Raw genomic sequence first — 16,265 nt, forward strand, 5'->3', positions numbered from 1 at the left:
GATGCCGCACGAACGCTCTGCGCCACGGTCCGTGCGGGCCGTAGCGTCGTTGCTGTGCTTGATTTCGTGTACGTCGACGTGTTCGCCGCGACGCCGCTCACCGGCGCGCCGCTCACCCTCGTGACCGACGCCGACGGCATCACCGACGACCAGATGCGGGCCGTCGCCCGCGAGTTCAACCAGTCCGAGACGACCTTCGTGCAGCGCCCGACCCTGCCGGACACGACGCGGCGGCTGCGCTCCTTCACGCCGACCGGGCAGGAGGTGTACGGCGCGGGCCACAACGCTCTGGGTGCGTGGCTGTGGCTCGCCTCCACCGGTGAGCTCGAGGTCCACGACGAGGCGACCTACACCCAGCACATCGGCGACGCCGTGTATCCGGTGCACGTGCGCCGTGACGGTGACCGGGTCGTCGTCACGATGGAGCAGGCGCCGCCGGTGTTCGGTGCCGTCGTCACCGACCGGGCCGAGCTGGCTGCCGCGCTCGGGCTGAGCCCGGACGACCTCGTCGCGGACCGGGCGGCGCAGGTGGTGTCGACCGGGGCCGGGCACCTGCTCGTGCCGGTCCGCTCGCGGGACGCCGTCGACCGGGCGGTGCCGGACGGCGCCCGTCTCACCGCGGCGCTGCGGGAGGTCGACGGGGAGGGGTGCTACCTGTATACGCTCGACACGGACGCCACCGCGTACGCGCGGTTCTTCAACCCGGCGATGGGCATCTGGGAGGACCCGGCGACCGGCACCGCCGCGGGACCCCTGGCCGCGTTCCTCGCCGCCGGCGGCGATCTCGTCGCCGTCATCGAACAGGGCCACTCGATGGGCCGGCCGAGCCGGATCACGGTCACCGTCTCCGGCCCCCGGGTGCAGGTCAGTGGGTCCGGCCTGGTCGTCGCCCGCGGCACCATGATGCTTCCGGCGGCTTCGTGATGTCGCCTCTCGACGAGCGGTTCCTGCGCCGTGCGATCGAGCTGGCGGTCCAGGCGCGTGCCGCCGGCGAGGCGCCGTTCGGGTCGCTGCTCGCCGGCCCCGGCGGCGACATCCTCGCCGAGGAGCACAACACCGTCCTGTCCGACAATGACATCAGCGCCCACCCGGAGCTGAAACTCGCCCGCTGGGCCGCCCGCAACCTGGCCCCGGACGTCGCCGCAGGCACCACGATGTTCACCAGCTGCCAGCCCTGCGGCATGTGCACCGGCGCCATCGACCGCTCCGGCCTCGGCCGCGTCGTCTACGCCCTGTCCTCCGCCCAGCTTGGCCGCGGCTTCCCGTCGGTCCCGCAGGAGGGCCCCTTCCTGCTCGACCTCGCCCGGGCCGCCGTCGACGGCTACTACCCGTGACCGGCTCCACGTGAGCCGGTGACCGGCCGGTCACAGCGTCAGTCGTCGAGGTCCACGCCCTTGGCGAGGGCCAGGGCGACGGTCTTCCTCGCCTGGTCGGGGTCTGTGACCACCCGGGTCAGGAGCTTGGACAGGGCCTCCAGGCCGGCGCGGTCCGTGCCGTACGCGCAGAACATCCCGCCCTCCGGGTCGTAGGAGAAGCGGCCCGCGAGTGCCGGCTCCTCGGTGTCGACGAGCAGCCGGGCGATCGCCGCCCAGAAGTAGCCGTGCGGCTCGTGACCGAGCGACTGGACGACGGTGTCCACGGCGGTGGTGCCCGCGTTCAGGAGCAGCGAGTACTTGCCGGGCGACGTCTCGATCAGGCGCAGTGGGTTCATGAGCGCATCCTGGCAGGGTCGTCAGCGGGTCGGGGGAAGCGGGTCGCCCTGGCGGACGAGGCCGCTCTGGTACGCCAGGACGACGAGCTGGGCCCGGTCGCGGACGTCGAGCTTCGTCATCGCGCGGTTCACGTGGGTCTTCGCGGTCAGCGGCGACACGAACAGGTGCGCGGCGATGTCGTCGTTGGACAGGCCGTGCGCGACGAGGACGAGGATCTCGCGCTCCCGGTCGGTGAGCAGGTGCAGGGCCGGCAGGACGGCTTCGGCGCCGGGGCGCAGGCTGGTCAGGAAGCGGCTCACCAGGCCGCGGGTGGCCCGCGGCGACAGCAGTGACTCGCCGCCCGCGACGACCCTGATCGCGTGCAGCAGGTCGGCGGGGGCGACGCCCTTGCCGAGGAAGCCGCTGGCGCCCGCCTGCAGGGCCAGGACGACGTTGTCGTCGGTCTCGAAGGTGGTGAGGACGAGGATGCGCACGCCGGCGAGGTTGTCGTCGGCGCAGATGCGGCGGGTGGCCTCCAGGCCGTCCACGCGGGGCATGCGGACGTCCATGAGGACGACGTCGGCGCGGGCGGTGCGGGCCAGGTCCACGGCCTCCCGGCCGTCGGCGGCCTCGGCGACGACCTCGAGGCCGGGCTCCGAGTCGATGATCATCTTGAAGCCGGCGCGGATCAGGGCCTGGTCGTCGGCGAGCAGGACGCGGATGGTCATGCGTCCTCACTTCGTTCCGGGCGCATGACCTGACGCTGCGCCGATGATGACCGGCCCGGGCCGCTTCGCTGGCCGGTCACGCGGGCAGGACCGCGTGGACACGGAACTCCGAGGCGCCGACCGGGCACGCGGTCACGCTGCCACCGGCGGCGGCGGCCCGCTCGCGCATGCCGAGCAGCCCGTACCCGGAACCCTGCGGCACCGGCACCGCGAAACGGTTGCTGACGGAGACGACCACGTCGGACGGGGTGTACTCCACGAGCAGGTCGGCCGAGCCGTCGCCGTACCGGTGCGCGTTGGTCAGGGCCTCCTGCACGATGCGGTACGCCGCGAGATCCACCATCGCGGGCAGCTCCCGCGCCTCACCGACCTGCCGGTGCAGCACCCCGAACCCGGTCGTCGAGAGCGTGGCGAGCAGCTCCGGCAGGCGGGCCAGACCGGGGGCCGGCTCGGCGAGGTGCGGGGGCTGCTCGTCGGCGCCGCGCAGCACCCCGACCACCGACTGGATCTCCTTGAGCACCGTGTCGGACGCCTCGCGGATGTGGTTGAGGACCGGCGCGACCTGGTCCGGGCGGCGCTGCAGAACATGCGCGGCGGCACCGGCCTGTACGCTGATGACCGCGATGTGATGCGCCACCACGTCGTGCAGCTCCCTGGCGATGCGCAGGCGCTCGTCCATGACCCGGCGGCGGGCCTCGTCCTCGCGGGTCTGCTCGGCGCGGCGGGCGCGCTCCTCGACCTCGGCGACGTACGCCCGGTGCGAGCGGGCCGCGTCGCCGACCGCGGCGGCCATGAAGATCCATGCGAAGATGCCCAGGGTCTCGCCCCGCCACCAGTCCCCGGCGGCGACGACGAGCCCGGTCAGGTAGACGATGCCGGACGCGGCGACAGCGCAGGCCCAGCCCTTGCGGCGGTCGGTGTGCGCGGCGATCGAATACGTGATGACGCCGAGCGCCACGATCAGCCCCGGGTTGCTGACGCCCTGCAGGATCGCGCCGACGGTGGCCAAGGTGGCGATGCCGAGCGCCGCGAGGGGCCGCAGGCGGCGGATGAGGACGGCGACGAACGCCACGCCCGCGACGAGCACGTCACCGGCGGTGGCCCGGTCATCGGCGGCGGCGCGCAGCACCGCGTACGCCAGGACGAGCGCGAGCAGCATGTCCAGCAGCAGGGGCCTGCCCGCCACCTGCCTCCAGAGCCTGCCGCCGTCGAGCAGGAAGAGCCTGTTGCCGTCCATCACCCTGCACCGTACGCGGCGGCGGCCCCGCTCGGCGTCGTCCGGGCGCAGTACCGACCACCAGCGCGGATACCACGCCCGTGGTACGGCGGAGCCTGCGCCGGGACGACGCTTTCCCGGCCGCGGACGCAGACCGTGGTGGTCATGGCGAAATACCTGTACCGGCTCGGCAAACTGAGCTTCCGCCGCAGGAAGCTGGTCCTCGCGCTGTGGCTGGCCCTGATCGCGGCCCTCGGCGTCGGCGCGGCCACCCTGTCCGGACCGACCGCCGGCACGTTCGAGATCCCGGGCACGCAGGCGCAGGAGGCCCAGGACCTGCTCGCCCAGCGCTTCCCGCAGGCGGGCGCCGGCGGCGCGCAGGCCCGGGTGGTGTTCGCCGCGCCGGCGGGGGAGCGGCTCACCGACCCGGGCAACGCCGCCGCCGTCGAGCGGACCGTCACCGCACTGAAGGCCGGCGGGCACGTCGCCGATGTCAGCGACCCGCTGCGCGGCACCGTCAACGCCGCCGGCACGGTCGCGTACGCGCAGGTGACCTACACCGTCGCGCCGATCGGCATGAGCGACGACGACCGCGAGCACCTCGTCGCGGCGGCCGAGGCCGGGCGCGCCGCGGGCCTGACGGTGGAGATCGGCGGCGACGCGCTGCAGGCGCCCGCCGAGCAGGGGATCGCCGAGGTGATCGGCCTGCTCATCGCCGCGCTCGTCCTGCTGGTCACCCTCGGCTCGCTGGTGTCCGCGGGCCTGCCGTTGCTGACCGCGCTGCTCGGCGTCGGCGCGGCGATGGCCGGCATCCAGATCGTCACCGGCTTCATCGACATCAGCAGCTCCACGCCGACCCTGGCGCTGATGCTCGGCGTCGCCGTCGCCATCGACTACGCGCTGTTCATCGTCTCCCGGTACCGGCACGAGATCGCCCTCGGCCGGGAGGACGTCGAGGCGGCCGGACGCGCGGTCGGCACCGCCGGGTCCGCGGTCACGTTCGCGGGCCTGACGGTCGTCATCGCGCTCGGCGCCCTAGCCGTCGTCAACATCCCGGTCCTCACCCAGATGGGCCTCGCGGCGTCAGGCGCGGTCGTCGTCGCCGTCCTGATCGCTCTCACCCTGCTGCCGGCCCTGCTCGGGTTCGCGGGCCGCCGCGTCGTGCCGAAGCGGCCCACCCCGGAGCGGACGAAACGGAACAGGTGGGCGCTGCTCGTCACCCGCCGCCCGCTCGTGACCGTGGCCGTGACGGTCCTCGGCCTCGGGATCGTCGCCGTGCCCGTCCTCGACATGCGCCTCGGGCTGCCCGGGGACAACATGGCCGGGCCGCAGACGACCCAGCGCAAGGCGTACGACATGCTCACCGGCGGCTTCGGTCCCGGCTTCAACGGGCCGCTGCTCGTCGTCGTCGACGCCGCCGGCAGCCCGGACCCGGCCGCCGCCGCGACCGCCGCGGCCGGGCGCATCGCGCGGCTGCCCGGCGTCGCCACCGTCAGCCCGCCGGTGCTCAACCCGGCCGGCGACACGGCGATCCTGCAGGTCGTCCCGGCGACCGCGCCGGACGCCGCGCAGACCACCGAGCTCGTGCACACCATCCGGGCCCTCGCACCGGCCGACGGCGCCGAACTCGCCGTCACCGGCACCACCGCCGTCAACATCGACATCTCGGCGAAGATGGGCTCGGCGCTCGGCCCGTACCTCGCGGTCATCGTCGTGCTCGCGTTCCTGCTGCTGACGCTGCTGTTCCGGTCGCTGCTGGTGCCGCTGAAGGCGATCGGCGGCTTCCTGCTCAGCGTCGCCGCCACGTTCGGCGCGGTCGTCGCCGTGTTCCAGTGGGGCTGGCTCGCCGGCCTCATCGGCGTCGAGCAGACCGGCCCGATCGTCAGCCTGCTGCCCGTCATCCTCATCGGCATCGTGTTCGGCCTCGCGATGGACTACGAGGTGTTCCTCGTCAGCCGGATGCGGGAGGAGCACGTGCACGGCGCCGCGCCCGGCGACGCCGTCGTCAACGGGTTCAGCCACGGCGCGCGGGTCGTCACGGCCGCCGCGATCATCATGATCAGCGTGTTCTCCGGCTTCATCCTGTCGCCCGAGCCGATGATCAAGTCGATCGGGTTCGCCCTGGCGGCCGCGATCCTCTTCGACGCGTTCGTCGTGCGGATGACCCTGGTGCCGGCGGTCATGATGCTGCTCGGCAAGCGGGCGTGGGCGCTGCCGCGCCGGCTCGACCGGCTCCTGCCCGACGTGGACGTCGAGGGCGAGCGGCTGCACGCCGGCGAACCCGCGCCGCCCAGAGCGCTCGTCAGTGCCGGAACTGCCGCTCGATGATGTCCAGCAGCGCCGCGTGGGTCGCCTGATCCGCGGCGGCGAGGAGGCCGCCGGCGCCGGTGTGCAGCGGTTGCCCACGCAGCCCGGTCACCACGCAGCCGGCGGCCTCGCACAGCGCGACGCCCGCCGCGAAGTGCACGCTGTCGCGCAGGTCACCGTCGTACACGTACGCGGCCCGGCGGCCGGCCGCCACCCACGCGAGGGCGAGACTCGTCGACACGACCCGTGGCCGGAAGCGTTCGCCGAACGCCGGATCCGCGAGGAGCCGCGCGGGGTGGAAGGCAGGAGCGTTCGGGTGCGGCGGGTCGAGGTCGACATCCACGAGGGTTGTCCGCGGCGTCGGTACGAGCGGCGCGTCCACCCCGTTGCCGCGCACCCGGGCCAGACCGTCGAAGGCCCAGAACACCTCCCGGGCGAACGGGTCGACGGACACCGCCACCGGGGTGCCCTCCGGGGTGCGCAGCGCGACGTTGACGCAGACGAGCATCGCGCCGGCGGCGTAGTTGAGCGTCCCGCACAACGGGTCGACCAGCCACGTGCGGTCCCCGCCGCCAGTGCGGCCGGACTCCTCGCCGAGCAGGGCGTCGCCGGGCCGGGCGGTGCGCAGCACGCCGAGGATCGCCCGCTCCGCCTCGAGGTCGGCGACGGTCGCGAAGTCGCCGCCGCCCTTCGCGTAGTGGTCCAGCCGGGTCCCGAAATGGGAACGGACCACCGCCGCGCCCGCTTCGGCGGCGGCGATGGCCAGCTCCAGGTCGTCGATCGTCACCGTCAGACGATAGCCGGGGCACCGGCCGCGGGTTCCTGCGTGATCGCTGCCCTGCCCCGGGCCCGCAAGGCGAGACCCGCGGCGCACAGGACCGTGACGGCGAGGATGCCCGCCGCGAGCAGCGTCCGGGCGTCGGGTTCGAGCAGCGGCTGGCCGCGCAGTGCCTGCCAGGTCAGCAGGGCGATGAGGCCGGCGTACCCGAGCGCCGCCGCCCGCACGAATCCGCGCGCCACCCGCTGCGAGGCGAGCGGCCCGCCGGGCCGGCGCCGGGCGGCCGCGGCGAGCAGCAACGCCAGCAGCGGCAGCGCCTGCAACGCGTGGATGCCGACGAAGTGCGGGATGCGCAGGTCCCCGCCGGTCGTCGACCAGCCGGTCACCGGCATCGCCGGGCCGCCGTCGGCGACGCCGACGCTGTGCGCGCCGATCGTGCCGACCACCTCGCCCCGGTCGAGGGCGGCGCCCTGCTCGGCGGTCGGGCCCGTCATGAGGAACGCGACCAGCATCCCGGCGAGCGACAGCGCGAACCCGAGCCGCGCCGCGGACCGCAGCACCGGGTCGCCGCCGCGCTGGAACGCCACCACGATCGCGGCGACGAGGCTCGCCGTCCACAGCACCACGACCATGTTGCCCATCAGCGTCCACACGGTCTCGTCGAACGGGGTGCTGTTGTTGAAGTGGCTCGGCCGCCCCCGCACCGCCTGGAGCACGACGAGGGTCATCTCGGCGGACGACGCGACCGCGACGATCGTCCCGGCCCACCAGCCGGTCCGGCGCCCGCGACGGGCGTGCCGTAACAGCCAGGCGAGGGTCACCGCGTACACGCCGAGCGACACACCGAACTTGAAGGGCTTGAGCCAGGCGGGGCTGCCGACGACGAGCCGGTCGTCGACGAGGACGCCGGCGAGGGAAACGAGGGTCACGACACCCATCGCCGCCGCGAACCACAGCAGCGGGCGGTGCCATCGGAGAGGCTGCGGACCGGTCATGGTGGACATGGGCCTACGGTCCCAATCCGGGCTGCCCGGCACAGGCCCGCCGCCCCCCTTCTTCCGCGTCCCGTCACCCCCACGCGGCGTGCTGGGGCTGTCCCTACCCTGAGGGGGTCAGCAGGTCGGCGACGGCGGCGCCCCACCGGCGCCCGGCGAGCGACGAGCCGACGACGAGGAGCGGGGCGAGCAGCAGTTTCAGCAGCAGCGCCACCGTCACGCGCGGCCCTCCTGCTCGGCCTCGACGGCCGTGTTCCAGTCGCGCTTGGAGGCCTGCCAGCCGTCCTCGTCGTGGCCGAGCCGCCAGTACCCGGAGATCGACAGCCGACCCAGCGGCACGCCCCGGTCGAGGCGCAGGTGGCGGCGGAGCTCCTTGACGAAGCCGGCCTCGCCGTGGACGAACGCGTGGACGTCGTCGCCGTGCCACGTGACGCCGGTGACGGCCTCGACGAGGGCCTCGCCGATGGGGCGGCCGGCGCGGCGCAGCCAGGTCACGCCGGGGATCTTCTGCTCCTCGCGGGCGTCGGCGACCTCGACGAACGCCTCCACGACGGCGCCTTCGGGGAGGCGCTCCATCGCGACCGCGATCGCCGGCAGGGCGCTCTCGTCGCCGGCGAGGAGGTGCCAGCCGGCGGCCGGGTCGGGCGCGTACTTGCCGCCGGGCCCGCCGAACGACAGCTCGTCGCCGGGCCGGGCATTGACCGCCCACTGCGCGGCGAGGCCACTGTCGCCGTGGATGACGAAGTCGAGGGTCAGCTCACGCGTCGCCGGGTCCCAGTCACGCACCGTGTAGGTCCGGGTGACCGGCCACTGCTCGCGCGGGAACCCGGCCCGGATCGTGGCAAGGTCGAACGGCCGCGGGTAGACGACCCCGGCGGCCGGGAACATCAGCTTCACGTAATGATCGGTGTGCTGTCCGGCGTCGAACCCGGCGAGCCCGTCGCCGCCGAGCACGACGCGGTGCATGTTCGGGGTGAGACGCTCGGTGCGCACCACCCGCCCGGTGTGTGCCTGCGGTGCCCGCCGTGCCGGTTGCTCTGCCATCACACGCCAACGGTATACGCCCCGCGGATCCGGTCGCCCCTGATGGTGGCGACCGCGGCGACCGCGGCGGCGCGGGGGCTGCTGAGCACGGGCACGGCCAGGCCGGTCAGGAGGCCGGCGGCGGGGGCCATGCTGGCCTCGACGCCGGCCCGCGCGTCCTCCAGCAGCGCGGCGTCCACGACATGCGGCCCGGGGACGTCCGGAGCCAGGTCGGCGAGCAGGCCACCGAAGGTCCCGACATGGACGTCGGCCGTGTGCGGGAACCCGATGATCGCCATCCGCGCAGCATGCCACGTGCCCCCCAGCACGCATCGCTTCCTGCCAAGCTATGGGCAGCGGCGTCGCCGGGGTCATGCCCGTCCCCGGCGGCGCCGCGCCATCGGTCGCGCATCCGGGCCTCTCGTTGCCCGGGGTCCTGCCACTCGACCGTGCCCAATTCTGAAAGAGGCTTTCACATCGATGGAAACTGTGGCAGTCTGAAAGAGTCTTTCAGGGTTGGAGGGAGTGACATGGGTCGTGAGGCGCGGCGGACGCTCACCGAGCCGGACGCGTTGCGGGCGCTGGCCCACCCCGTCCGGTACGAGGTGCTCAACTACCTCATCGCCGAAGGGGTCGCCACGGCGTCGCAGTGTGCCCGGGCCGTCGGGGACACCCCGTCCAACTGCAGCTACCACCTGCGCGCCCTGGCGAAGGCCGGGCTCGTCGCGCCCGACGGATCCGCGGACGGGCGGGAGCGGCCCTGGCGGGCGCTCGTCACCGGCTTCGACGTGCCGCCCGACGCGGACCCCGAATCCCCGGCGGGCAAGCAGGCGGCGCTGATCGCGGCCCTCGCCGTCCAGCGGGACCAGCGGCTCGTCCGGGGGTGGATGGAGCGCCGCGACCGGGCGCCCGCGCAGTGGCGCGACGCCGACCACTACGGGCTCTACACGCTGCGGCTCACCCCTGACGAGCTGCGCGAGCTCGGCGACCGGATCGACGCCCTCGTCCGGCCGTACATCGCGGCGACCCGCGACGACGCACCCGCCGGGGCCGAGGCGGTCCACCTCGGCTTCCACGGATTCCCTATCAGCACCGACGAGGAGGCGCCAGATGCGACAGCTCCTGCGGCACCGTGACTTCCGGCGGCTGTGGCTGGCCGGGCTCATCTCCGACACCGGGGACTGGCTGCTCCTGGTCGCCCTGCCGATTCTCGTGTACCAGCTGACCGGCTCGCCCCTGCAGACGTCCTATGCGTTCCTGGTCGAACTGGCGCCGGCGGTCCTGCTCGGACCCCTGGCGGGACACCTCGCGGACCGGTGGGACCGCCGGCGGCTCCTGGTCGGCATCGCGGTGGTCCAGGCCGTCGCCCTCCTGCCGCTGCTGCTCGTCAAGGACCGCGGCGACCTGCCCATCCTGTACGCGGTCATCGCCGTCGAGGCGGCCATGCTCACCATGTTCGGCCCGGCCAAGAACGCACTGCTGCCGACCCTGGTGCCCGCCGCTGAGCTCGTGCCGGCGAACGCGCTGATCGGGCTCGGTCAGAACGCCGGACGCCTCGCGGGCGGGCCGCTCGGCGGGCTGCTCCTCGCGCTGAGCGGCCTGCCGGTGATCGTCGCCGTCGACCTGGTCACCTTCATCGCGGCCGCGGCCCTCATCGCCAGTGTGCGGAGCACCTTCAGCAGGACCGAGGCGAAGGCCGAAGCCGGGACGGGTCGCGGCGGCAGCCGGCGGATCCGGGCCGCACTCGGCGTCGCCGCCCTGGCCGGCGCCGCGCAGGGCATCTTCGTCGTGCTGTTCGTCGTCTGGGTCGCCCGCGAGCTCGGCGGCGGTGCGGCCGAGACCGGGCTGCTCCGCGGGGTCCAGGCCATCGGCGCCATCGGGCTGGGCCTGCTCCTCGCCGCCGCCCCGCGCACCCCCGGCCCCGGCACCCTCATCGCGGCGGGCACCGGCGTCTTCGGCGTGCTGTCCCTCATCGTGTGGAACGGTCCGGCGGTGACCACCGCGCTGCCCGTCTACGTCACGCTGTTCATCCTCGTCGGCGCGCCCGGCGTGGTCATGCTCACCGGGCTGGCCACCCTGCTGCAGCAGGAGACGACCGACAGCACGCGGGGCAAGGTGTTCGGCGTCTTCGGCGCGGTCTACGAGGGCAGCAGCGGCGCCGGCATGCTCGCCGCCGGGGTCCTGGCCGACCGGATCGGCGTCATGCCCATGCTCAACCTGCAGGCCGCCCTGTACCTCGCGGCCGGAGCGACCGCCCTCGTGGCACTGAAAGCAAATTGGTCCGGACCTGTTATCCGGAAACCCGCCCGCCGGGAGGGCGTCGTTCACCCTCATTGATTTCGATGCGTTGCAACGTGACCCCCACTCGGAGGTATTCGATGCAACGATCGATCCTGGCCGGCGTCCTCGCGGCCGGCCTGGCGCTCACCGGTGCCGTGTCCGTCGCCGCGCCCGTCCACGCCGCCGCACCGGCGAAGAAGCTGCTGGTCGTCGGCATGGACGGGCTCAACTGGGCCAACGTGGTCGCCGCGAACGCGCCCAACCTCGACGCGCTCGCCGCGGCCGGCACGCTCGGTGAGAGTCTCGTGTACTGCCCGGGCGTCGCCGCCTCCTCCAGCGGCCCGGGCTGGTCGACGATCGCGACCGGCGTGTTCCCCGACAAGCACGGCGTGAAGGACAACAGCTTCGCGGGCAAGCAGTACGGCACGTACCCCGACTTCCTGACCCGGCTGGAGAGCGCCGACCCGGCCTACCGCACCTACTCCGCGGTCGACTGGGCGGTGCTGCACACGCAGGGCACCTTCGGCGCGGCGATCGACACGCGGGTCACGTTCAACGGCGACGCCGAGGGCTACGTCAGCGCCGACGTGAAGATCACCAACGACGCGGTCAACCGCCTGCGCAACGATAACCCGGACGCGTCCTTCGTCTACCTGGGCAACACCGACGTCGTCGCGCACGCGAGCGGCACCGGCACGGCGTACACGACGGCCATCGAGAAGCAGGACCAGCAGCTCGGACAGCTGCTCGCCGCGATCTCCGCCCGCCCCACGTACGGCAGCGAGGACTGGCTGATCCTGGTCACCACCGACCACGGCCACGCGGTGCCCGGCGGCGGCCACGGCGGCTGCGGCATCGACGAGCGCCGCACGTTCGTCCTCGCCAAGGGCGCGGGCGTCGCGGCCGGCGCCCGCCCCGTCGACACGCGCCTCGCCGACGTCGCGTCGACCGCGCTCGCCCACTTCGGCGTCTCCGCGGCGCTGGACGGCAAGCCCGTCTCGGTCCGCTCCACCGACGCCTTCGACACCCTCGCTCCGTCGCTGCGCACCCGGGTCGACGAGACCGGCATCCCCGCGACGCTGAAGGGCTGGACGCCGGCCGCGCCGACCGGCTGGACCGTCGACCGCAGCCGCATGCCCGCCGGCGGCGTCACCGAGTGGCGCGGCTGGAGCTTCGCCACCGACGAGTTCTGGAGCCGCGCCCAGACCGGCCAGGAACGGGAGAACGCGCTGCGCACCCGGGGCGTGTTCGCGGTCGCCGACTCCGACGAGTTCAACGACAAGTCCGGCGGCACCAGCTTCGACTCGACGCTGACCTCCCCGCAGTACACCGTCACCGCCGGTGCCACGGTCCGGCTCAACTTCGTGACCCACTACCGGCAGGAGGGCGCGCAGAAGGCCGACGTGCTCGTCTCCTTCAACGGCGGCGCCGACATCCTCGTCAAGCGGTACACCGCCGACGCGCGGGCCAAGGTCGAGTCGCTGCCGGTGACCGTCCCGGCCGGGGCGACCCGCATGGTCGTCAAGTTCCGCTACTACGACGCCAACAACAACTGGTACTGGGTGATCGACGACCTTCGCGTCGCCTGAACCCTCCGGGCGGGGCCCTCATGCTGGTGAGGGCCCCGCACGCACCGGGTAGGGTCGCCGGGTGACGATCAGTGCGGTCCGCGGCGGCGTCCCCGAGCACGGCCGGGTGCCGAAGTACTACGCGGTCAAACGCCAGTTGCTCAACCTCCTCGCCGAGCTGGGCGAGGGTGCGCTGCTGCCCGCCGAGCGGGAGCTCGCCGCCGCCTACGGGGTGGCCCGGTCCACGCTGCGGCAGGCGATCTCGGAGCTGACCCTGGAGGGCCGGCTGCGCGCCTACCGGGGCCGGGGCACGTTCGTCGCGGCGCCGAAGCTGATCCAGCCGCTGTCGCTGGTCTCGTACACCGAGGCGCTGCACGAGATGGGACACCGGCCGGGCCGGCGCCTCGTCACGGCCGAGCCGATCCCCGCCGGGGTGGCCCTGGCGGACGACCTGCGGATCGACCCGGACGACGAGGTGCTGCACCTGGAGCGGGTGCTGCTCGTGGACGACGAGCCGCTCGGCCTGGAGAGCACCTACCTGCCGGTCGGCCGCTTTCCGGACCTGATGGACGGGTTCGACGCGACCGGCTCGCTCTACCGGCACGTCCGCACCCGCTACGGTGTCACCTACGCCGAGGCCACGGAACGCATCGAGACGGTCCTCGCCACCCCGCGGGACGCGTTGCTCATCGCCGCCAACCCGGCCCTGCCGATGCTGCTCATGCAACGCGTCTCCTACGACGCCGACGGCGTGCCGATCGAGCGGGTGCGTTCCCTGTACCGCGGCGACCGCATCGGCTTCGTCACCCACCTCCGCGCGACGTAGCCCCGCCGGCCGTCGCCGCGTGGTCTCGCCGGCGGTCGCCGCGTGGTCTCGCCAGCCGTCGCTACGTGGTCTCGCTGGCGGTCGCCGCGTGGTCTCGCCGGTCGTCCGCTACGTGGTCTCGCTGGCGGTCGCGCGTGGTCCCGCCGACCGTCGCTACGTGGTCTCGCTGGCGGTCGTTGCGTGGTCTCGCCGGTCGGCGTTGCGTGGTCTCGCCGGTCGGCGCTCCACACGCCCGCCGGTGGTCGTGCCACCCTGACCGGCCGGGGTCAGGCGTTCGCGATGGCCGCCGGGACGGTGTCCAGGGCGATGCCGAACGTGTCGCGGTACACGGCGAGGATCTCGGCATCGTCGTCGATCGTGCGTTCGGCGCGTTCGGCGCGTTCGGTGCCGGAGGTGGTGATGAGCGTCCGACCGCTGAGCGTGACCCGGCCGGTGTCCGTGACGATCGAGCAGGTCAACTTCCGCGTGAAGTTCGACGTCGGCGATGTGCGGTGCCACCACGCGAGTGGCGTGAAGTCGAACAGCTCATACGGCCGCTGGTCCAGCAGATACTCCCAGGTGCCGTCGCCGCGCACCGCCAGGTCGGGCCCGTCGGGCAGCACCTCGAACACGCCGACCGGGTCGTGCTGCGGGTCGGTGACGTCCATCCGCAGCGGATACCGGGCGAACTTCCCGAACCCGACGTCGACCAGATACGGCGCGTCCAGCTGCACCCGCAGCGCCATGTGGTCCATCGGCACCCCGAACCGCCGCCCCGTCCACACCCGGCACGAGTGCAGCGTCACGTCGTAGCCCAGGTCGGTCAGCAGCGCCGCGAACGCCCCGTTGAGCTCGTAGCAGAAACCGCCGCGCCGCCGATCGACGACCTTCGCGACGAGCGCGGCGGGCCTCAGCACGATCTTCTCGCCGAGATGGACGCTCAGGTTCTCGAACGGCACCGCCATCAGGTGCGCCTCCTGCAGCACACGCAGCGCGGCCAGGTCGGCGACCTCCGGCCGCGGGACACCGAGCCGGGCAAGGTAGGAGTCCATCGCGTCAGCCTACGTCGCTCTCACGCGGCCCTGATCCGCCACAGCGCGAGCGCAGCGAGCAGGAGCGCCGCCGCGCCGTACAGCAGCGACTCCAGCCACTGGAAGCGCCAATACCGATCGCCCGGGTGATACGCGACGTCGACGTGCAGGTCCATCGCGGCGAGGCACTGCGCCATCACGTCGAACTGGCCTGAAAGGCAGCCGTGGTAGCGGTCGAGATCCACGGTCCTGCCGTCGGCGGTCAGCAGCCGGCTGGTCTCCACGACCCACGCGTTCGGGGCGCTGAGCCCTTCCACGTCCGCCCGCTCGCCGAGGAAGCTCAGACTCCGGATGGTGTCCGCCGTCATGACCTGCGACCCGTGCGCCGGCGCGGCGAGGTGCGGCCGAACGGTCATCGGCACCGCGACCTGCACGGCGGCGAACACCAGCGCCGTCAACGCCATCGCCGGCACGGTGCGCCGCAGCACCAGTCCCAGCAGGGCACCCATGACGACGCCGCAGCAGGTGTACGCCACCGGCGCCAGATTCCGTGTGCCGAACATGACAGCGGTGAACCGGTCCGCCGCGACCGCGTCGAACGGGCTCGCCGCCCACGTCAGTAACACGGAGAACAGTCCCGTGACGGCTGCCGCGGCGGCGGTGACGACAACCAGCCGCACCACCAGCCACCGGCGCCGGGACACGCTCTGGTTCCACACGAGCCGATGCGTGCCCGACTCCAGCTCCCGCGCGATGAGCGGCGCGCCCCAGAACATGCCGAGCAGCGCCGGGGTCACCACCAGCAGCGCGTCCGCGAGATACAGCCTGCCCTCGAACCGCGACTGGAACCCGCGCAGCGCCTGCCCGCACGCGTCGCCGCACCGGGCGACGGCGTCGTGGTGCCCGTCGCGGATCTGCAACCCGAGGACGACGAGACAGACGGCGACGGCGGCGACCGCCACCCCGGTCACCAGCAGTTGCGCGCGCAACTGCCGCCAGGCGAGCCACGTCATCGCACACCTCCACGCAGGTAGCTCAGGACAAGTTCCTCCAGCCGGACCGGGCCCGCCCCGCTGCCCTGGTCGTGGGCGTCGAGGAGGGCGGTGACGTCCCCGGCGAGCCGCACCCGACCGTTCGCGAGGACGATGAGGTGGTCGCAGACCCGCTCGACGTCCGACAGCAGGTGCGACGACAGGATCGCCGTCGCCCCGAGCTCCGTCACCGACTCGACCAACGTGCGCAGGAAGCCGTCCCGCGCGAGCGGGTCGAGCGCGGCGACGGGCTCGTCGAGGATGAGCAGCTCGGGCCGCTTCGCCGCGGCCACGGTCAGGGCCAACTGGGCGCGCTGCCCGCCGGAGAGCCGCCCGGCGCGCTGCCGCGGGTCGAGGCCGATCGCCGCGACCCGCTTCTGCGCGAACGCGGCGTCCCAGCCCGGGTTGAGCCTCTCGCCGAGCCGCAGGTGGTCGGCGACGGACAGGGCGGCGTAGACAGGTGTGTCCTGGGCGACGAACCCGACCCGCTCCAGCCGTGTCCCGGGGCGTGCGCCGAGCACCGTCACCCTCCCCGCCGTGGGCGCGATCAGGCCGCAGGCGAGCTGCAGCAGCGTCGACTTGCCGGCGCCGTTGGGCCCCACGAGGCCGACGACCCGGCCCGCCGGCACTCGCAGCGTGCAGGCGTCCAGGGCGGTCCGTCGCCCATACCGTCTGGTGAGGCCCTCGGTCTCGAGGGCGGAAGTGAACATGCGCCAATCGTTGCGAGGTGCCGGGCTTCGCACATCGGTCAAGAGACGGGTCGCGGCAACCCTACTTTTGACCGGTTCGCGGGGCCCGCGCCACTCGTAGGC

General features: G+C 73.4%; 17 protein-coding genes. 7 read left to right on the forward strand and 10 right to left on the reverse strand.

Features of this window, described 5'->3' with window-relative positions; translation table 11 throughout:
- Window positions 1-54: 54 nt before the first annotated feature.
- A complete protein-coding gene (locus tag ABZS58_RS08180) occupies window positions 55-924 on the forward strand; it encodes a PhzF family phenazine biosynthesis protein (RefSeq protein ID WP_354778917.1) in 870 nt (289 codons plus the stop codon).
- The gene (locus ABZS58_RS08185) at window positions 924-1,334 is read left to right on the forward strand and encodes a nucleoside deaminase (protein WP_354779183.1); all 411 of its coding nucleotides are present in this window, start codon (window positions 924-926) and stop codon (window positions 1,332-1,334) included. The genes ABZS58_RS08180 and ABZS58_RS08185 overlap by 1 nt, the downstream gene beginning before the upstream one ends.
- A 38-nt stretch (window positions 1,335-1,372) precedes the next feature.
- Here ABZS58_RS08185 and ABZS58_RS08190 read toward each other — a convergent pair whose 3' ends face one another.
- The 3 genes from ABZS58_RS08190 to ABZS58_RS08200 form a co-directional block, all read right to left on the reverse strand.
- Entirely contained in the window at window positions 1,373-1,711 is a 339-nt protein-coding gene (locus ABZS58_RS08190; RefSeq protein ID WP_354778919.1) for an Imm51 family immunity protein, read from the reverse strand.
- Between the two features lie 21 nt (window positions 1,712-1,732).
- Complete coding sequence (locus ABZS58_RS08195) at window positions 1,733-2,419, reverse strand: response regulator transcription factor (RefSeq protein WP_354778921.1); 687 nt, start codon at window positions 2,417-2,419, stop codon at window positions 1,733-1,735.
- Window positions 2,420-2,495: 76 nt separating this feature from the next.
- On the reverse strand, window positions 2,496-3,656 hold the full coding sequence (locus ABZS58_RS08200; RefSeq protein WP_354778923.1) for a histidine kinase: 1,161 nt from the start codon (window positions 3,654-3,656) through the stop codon (window positions 2,496-2,498).
- 144 nt (window positions 3,657-3,800) lie between these two features.
- On the opposite strand from ABZS58_RS08200, the gene ABZS58_RS08205 reads away from it, so the two are divergent.
- Window positions 3,801-5,963, forward strand: a complete 2,163-nt coding sequence (locus ABZS58_RS08205; protein WP_354778924.1) for an MMPL family transporter — start codon at window positions 3,801-3,803, stop codon at window positions 5,961-5,963.
- Here ABZS58_RS08205 and ABZS58_RS08210 read toward each other — a convergent pair.
- The 4 genes from ABZS58_RS08210 to ABZS58_RS08225 all read right to left on the reverse strand — a co-directional run bounded on the left by ABZS58_RS08210 (window position 5,938) and on the right by ABZS58_RS08225 (window position 9,037).
- Window positions 5,938-6,729, reverse strand: coding sequence for an inositol monophosphatase family protein (locus ABZS58_RS08210; RefSeq protein WP_354778926.1), 792 nt, complete (start codon window positions 6,727-6,729; stop codon window positions 5,938-5,940). The two genes, ABZS58_RS08205 and ABZS58_RS08210, sit on opposite strands and share 26 nt — an antisense overlap.
- A 2-nt stretch (window positions 6,730-6,731) precedes the next feature.
- Window positions 6,732-7,724, reverse strand: coding sequence for a hypothetical protein (locus ABZS58_RS08215; protein ID WP_354778928.1), 993 nt, complete (start codon window positions 7,722-7,724; stop codon window positions 6,732-6,734).
- Between the two features lie 207 nt (window positions 7,725-7,931).
- Complete coding sequence (locus ABZS58_RS08220; RefSeq protein ID WP_354779185.1) at window positions 7,932-8,759, reverse strand: siderophore-interacting protein; 828 nt, start codon at window positions 8,757-8,759, stop codon at window positions 7,932-7,934.
- Window positions 8,759-9,037, reverse strand: coding sequence for a hypothetical protein (locus tag ABZS58_RS08225; protein WP_354778930.1), 279 nt, complete (start codon window positions 9,035-9,037; stop codon window positions 8,759-8,761). The genes ABZS58_RS08220 and ABZS58_RS08225 overlap by 1 nt, the downstream gene beginning before the upstream one ends.
- A 231-nt stretch (window positions 9,038-9,268) precedes the next feature.
- On the opposite strand from ABZS58_RS08225, the gene ABZS58_RS08230 reads away from it, so the two are divergent.
- From ABZS58_RS08230 to ABZS58_RS08245, 4 genes are all read left to right on the forward strand, one after another.
- The gene (locus tag ABZS58_RS08230; RefSeq protein ID WP_354778932.1) at window positions 9,269-9,874 is read left to right on the forward strand and encodes a helix-turn-helix domain-containing protein; all 606 of its coding nucleotides are present in this window, start codon (window positions 9,269-9,271) and stop codon (window positions 9,872-9,874) included.
- Window positions 9,849-11,075, forward strand: a complete 1,227-nt coding sequence (locus ABZS58_RS08235; protein ID WP_354778934.1) for an MFS transporter — start codon at window positions 9,849-9,851, stop codon at window positions 11,073-11,075. Before ABZS58_RS08230 ends, ABZS58_RS08235 begins: the two co-directional genes overlap by 26 nt.
- Before the next feature lie 41 nt (window positions 11,076-11,116).
- Window positions 11,117-12,607, forward strand: a complete 1,491-nt coding sequence (locus tag ABZS58_RS08240; RefSeq protein ID WP_354778936.1) for an alkaline phosphatase family protein — start codon at window positions 11,117-11,119, stop codon at window positions 12,605-12,607.
- A 61-nt stretch (window positions 12,608-12,668) separates the two neighbouring features.
- The gene (locus ABZS58_RS08245; protein ID WP_354778938.1) at window positions 12,669-13,412 is read left to right on the forward strand and encodes a GntR family transcriptional regulator; all 744 of its coding nucleotides are present in this window, start codon (window positions 12,669-12,671) and stop codon (window positions 13,410-13,412) included.
- A 266-nt stretch (window positions 13,413-13,678) separates the two neighbouring features.
- Here ABZS58_RS08245 and ABZS58_RS08250 read toward each other — a convergent pair whose 3' ends face one another.
- From ABZS58_RS08250 to ABZS58_RS08260, 3 genes are read right to left on the reverse strand one after another with little or no spacing between them, the layout of a single operon-like run.
- Complete coding sequence (locus tag ABZS58_RS08250; protein ID WP_354778940.1) at window positions 13,679-14,443, reverse strand: arylamine N-acetyltransferase; 765 nt, start codon at window positions 14,441-14,443, stop codon at window positions 13,679-13,681.
- 20 nt (window positions 14,444-14,463) lie between these two features.
- Window positions 14,464-15,435, reverse strand: a complete 972-nt coding sequence (locus ABZS58_RS08255; RefSeq protein WP_354778942.1) for an ABC transporter permease subunit — start codon at window positions 15,433-15,435, stop codon at window positions 14,464-14,466.
- Window positions 15,432-16,163: an ABC transporter ATP-binding protein gene (locus tag ABZS58_RS08260; RefSeq protein WP_354778944.1), complete on the reverse strand. Its 732-nt coding sequence runs from the start codon at window positions 16,161-16,163 to the stop codon at window positions 15,432-15,434. Before ABZS58_RS08260 ends, ABZS58_RS08255 begins: the two co-directional genes overlap by 4 nt.
- Between the last annotated feature and the right edge of the window lie 102 nt (window positions 16,164-16,265).

It is taken from the genome of Dactylosporangium sp. NPDC005555 (assembly GCF_040605635.1).
Classification (GTDB): domain Bacteria; phylum Actinomycetota; class Actinomycetes; order Mycobacteriales; family Micromonosporaceae; genus Dactylosporangium.

Coding starts and splice junctions, on each gene's coding strand:
- ABZS58_RS08185 (WP_354779183.1), top strand. CDS start 924: ATGTCGCCTCTCGACGAGCGGTTCCTGCGCCGTGCGATCGAGCTGGCG.
- ABZS58_RS08190 (WP_354778919.1), bottom strand. CDS start 1,711: ATGAACCCACTGCGCCTGATCGAGACGTCGCCCGGCAAGTACTCGCTG.
- ABZS58_RS08195 (WP_354778921.1), bottom strand. CDS start 2,419: ATGACCATCCGCGTCCTGCTCGCCGACGACCAGGCCCTGATCCGCGCC.
- ABZS58_RS08200 (WP_354778923.1), bottom strand. CDS start 3,656: ATGGACGGCAACAGGCTCTTCCTGCTCGACGGCGGCAGGCTCTGGAGG.
- ABZS58_RS08205 (WP_354778924.1), top strand. CDS start 3,801: ATGGCGAAATACCTGTACCGGCTCGGCAAACTGAGCTTCCGCCGCAGG.
- ABZS58_RS08215 (WP_354778928.1), bottom strand. CDS start 7,724: ATGTCCACCATGACCGGTCCGCAGCCTCTCCGATGGCACCGCCCGCTG.
- ABZS58_RS08220 (WP_354779185.1), bottom strand. CDS start 8,759: ATGGCAGAGCAACCGGCACGGCGGGCACCGCAGGCACACACCGGGCGG.
- ABZS58_RS08225 (WP_354778930.1), bottom strand. CDS start 9,037: ATGGCGATCATCGGGTTCCCGCACACGGCCGACGTCCATGTCGGGACC.
- ABZS58_RS08230 (WP_354778932.1), top strand. CDS start 9,269: ATGGGTCGTGAGGCGCGGCGGACGCTCACCGAGCCGGACGCGTTGCGG.
- ABZS58_RS08235 (WP_354778934.1), top strand. CDS start 9,849: ATGCGACAGCTCCTGCGGCACCGTGACTTCCGGCGGCTGTGGCTGGCC.
- ABZS58_RS08240 (WP_354778936.1), top strand. CDS start 11,117: ATGCAACGATCGATCCTGGCCGGCGTCCTCGCGGCCGGCCTGGCGCTC.
- ABZS58_RS08250 (WP_354778940.1), bottom strand. CDS start 14,443: ATGGACTCCTACCTTGCCCGGCTCGGTGTCCCGCGGCCGGAGGTCGCC.
- ABZS58_RS08255 (WP_354778942.1), bottom strand. CDS start 15,435: ATGACGTGGCTCGCCTGGCGGCAGTTGCGCGCGCAACTGCTGGTGACC.
- ABZS58_RS08260 (WP_354778944.1), bottom strand. CDS start 16,163: ATGTTCACTTCCGCCCTCGAGACCGAGGGCCTCACCAGACGGTATGGG.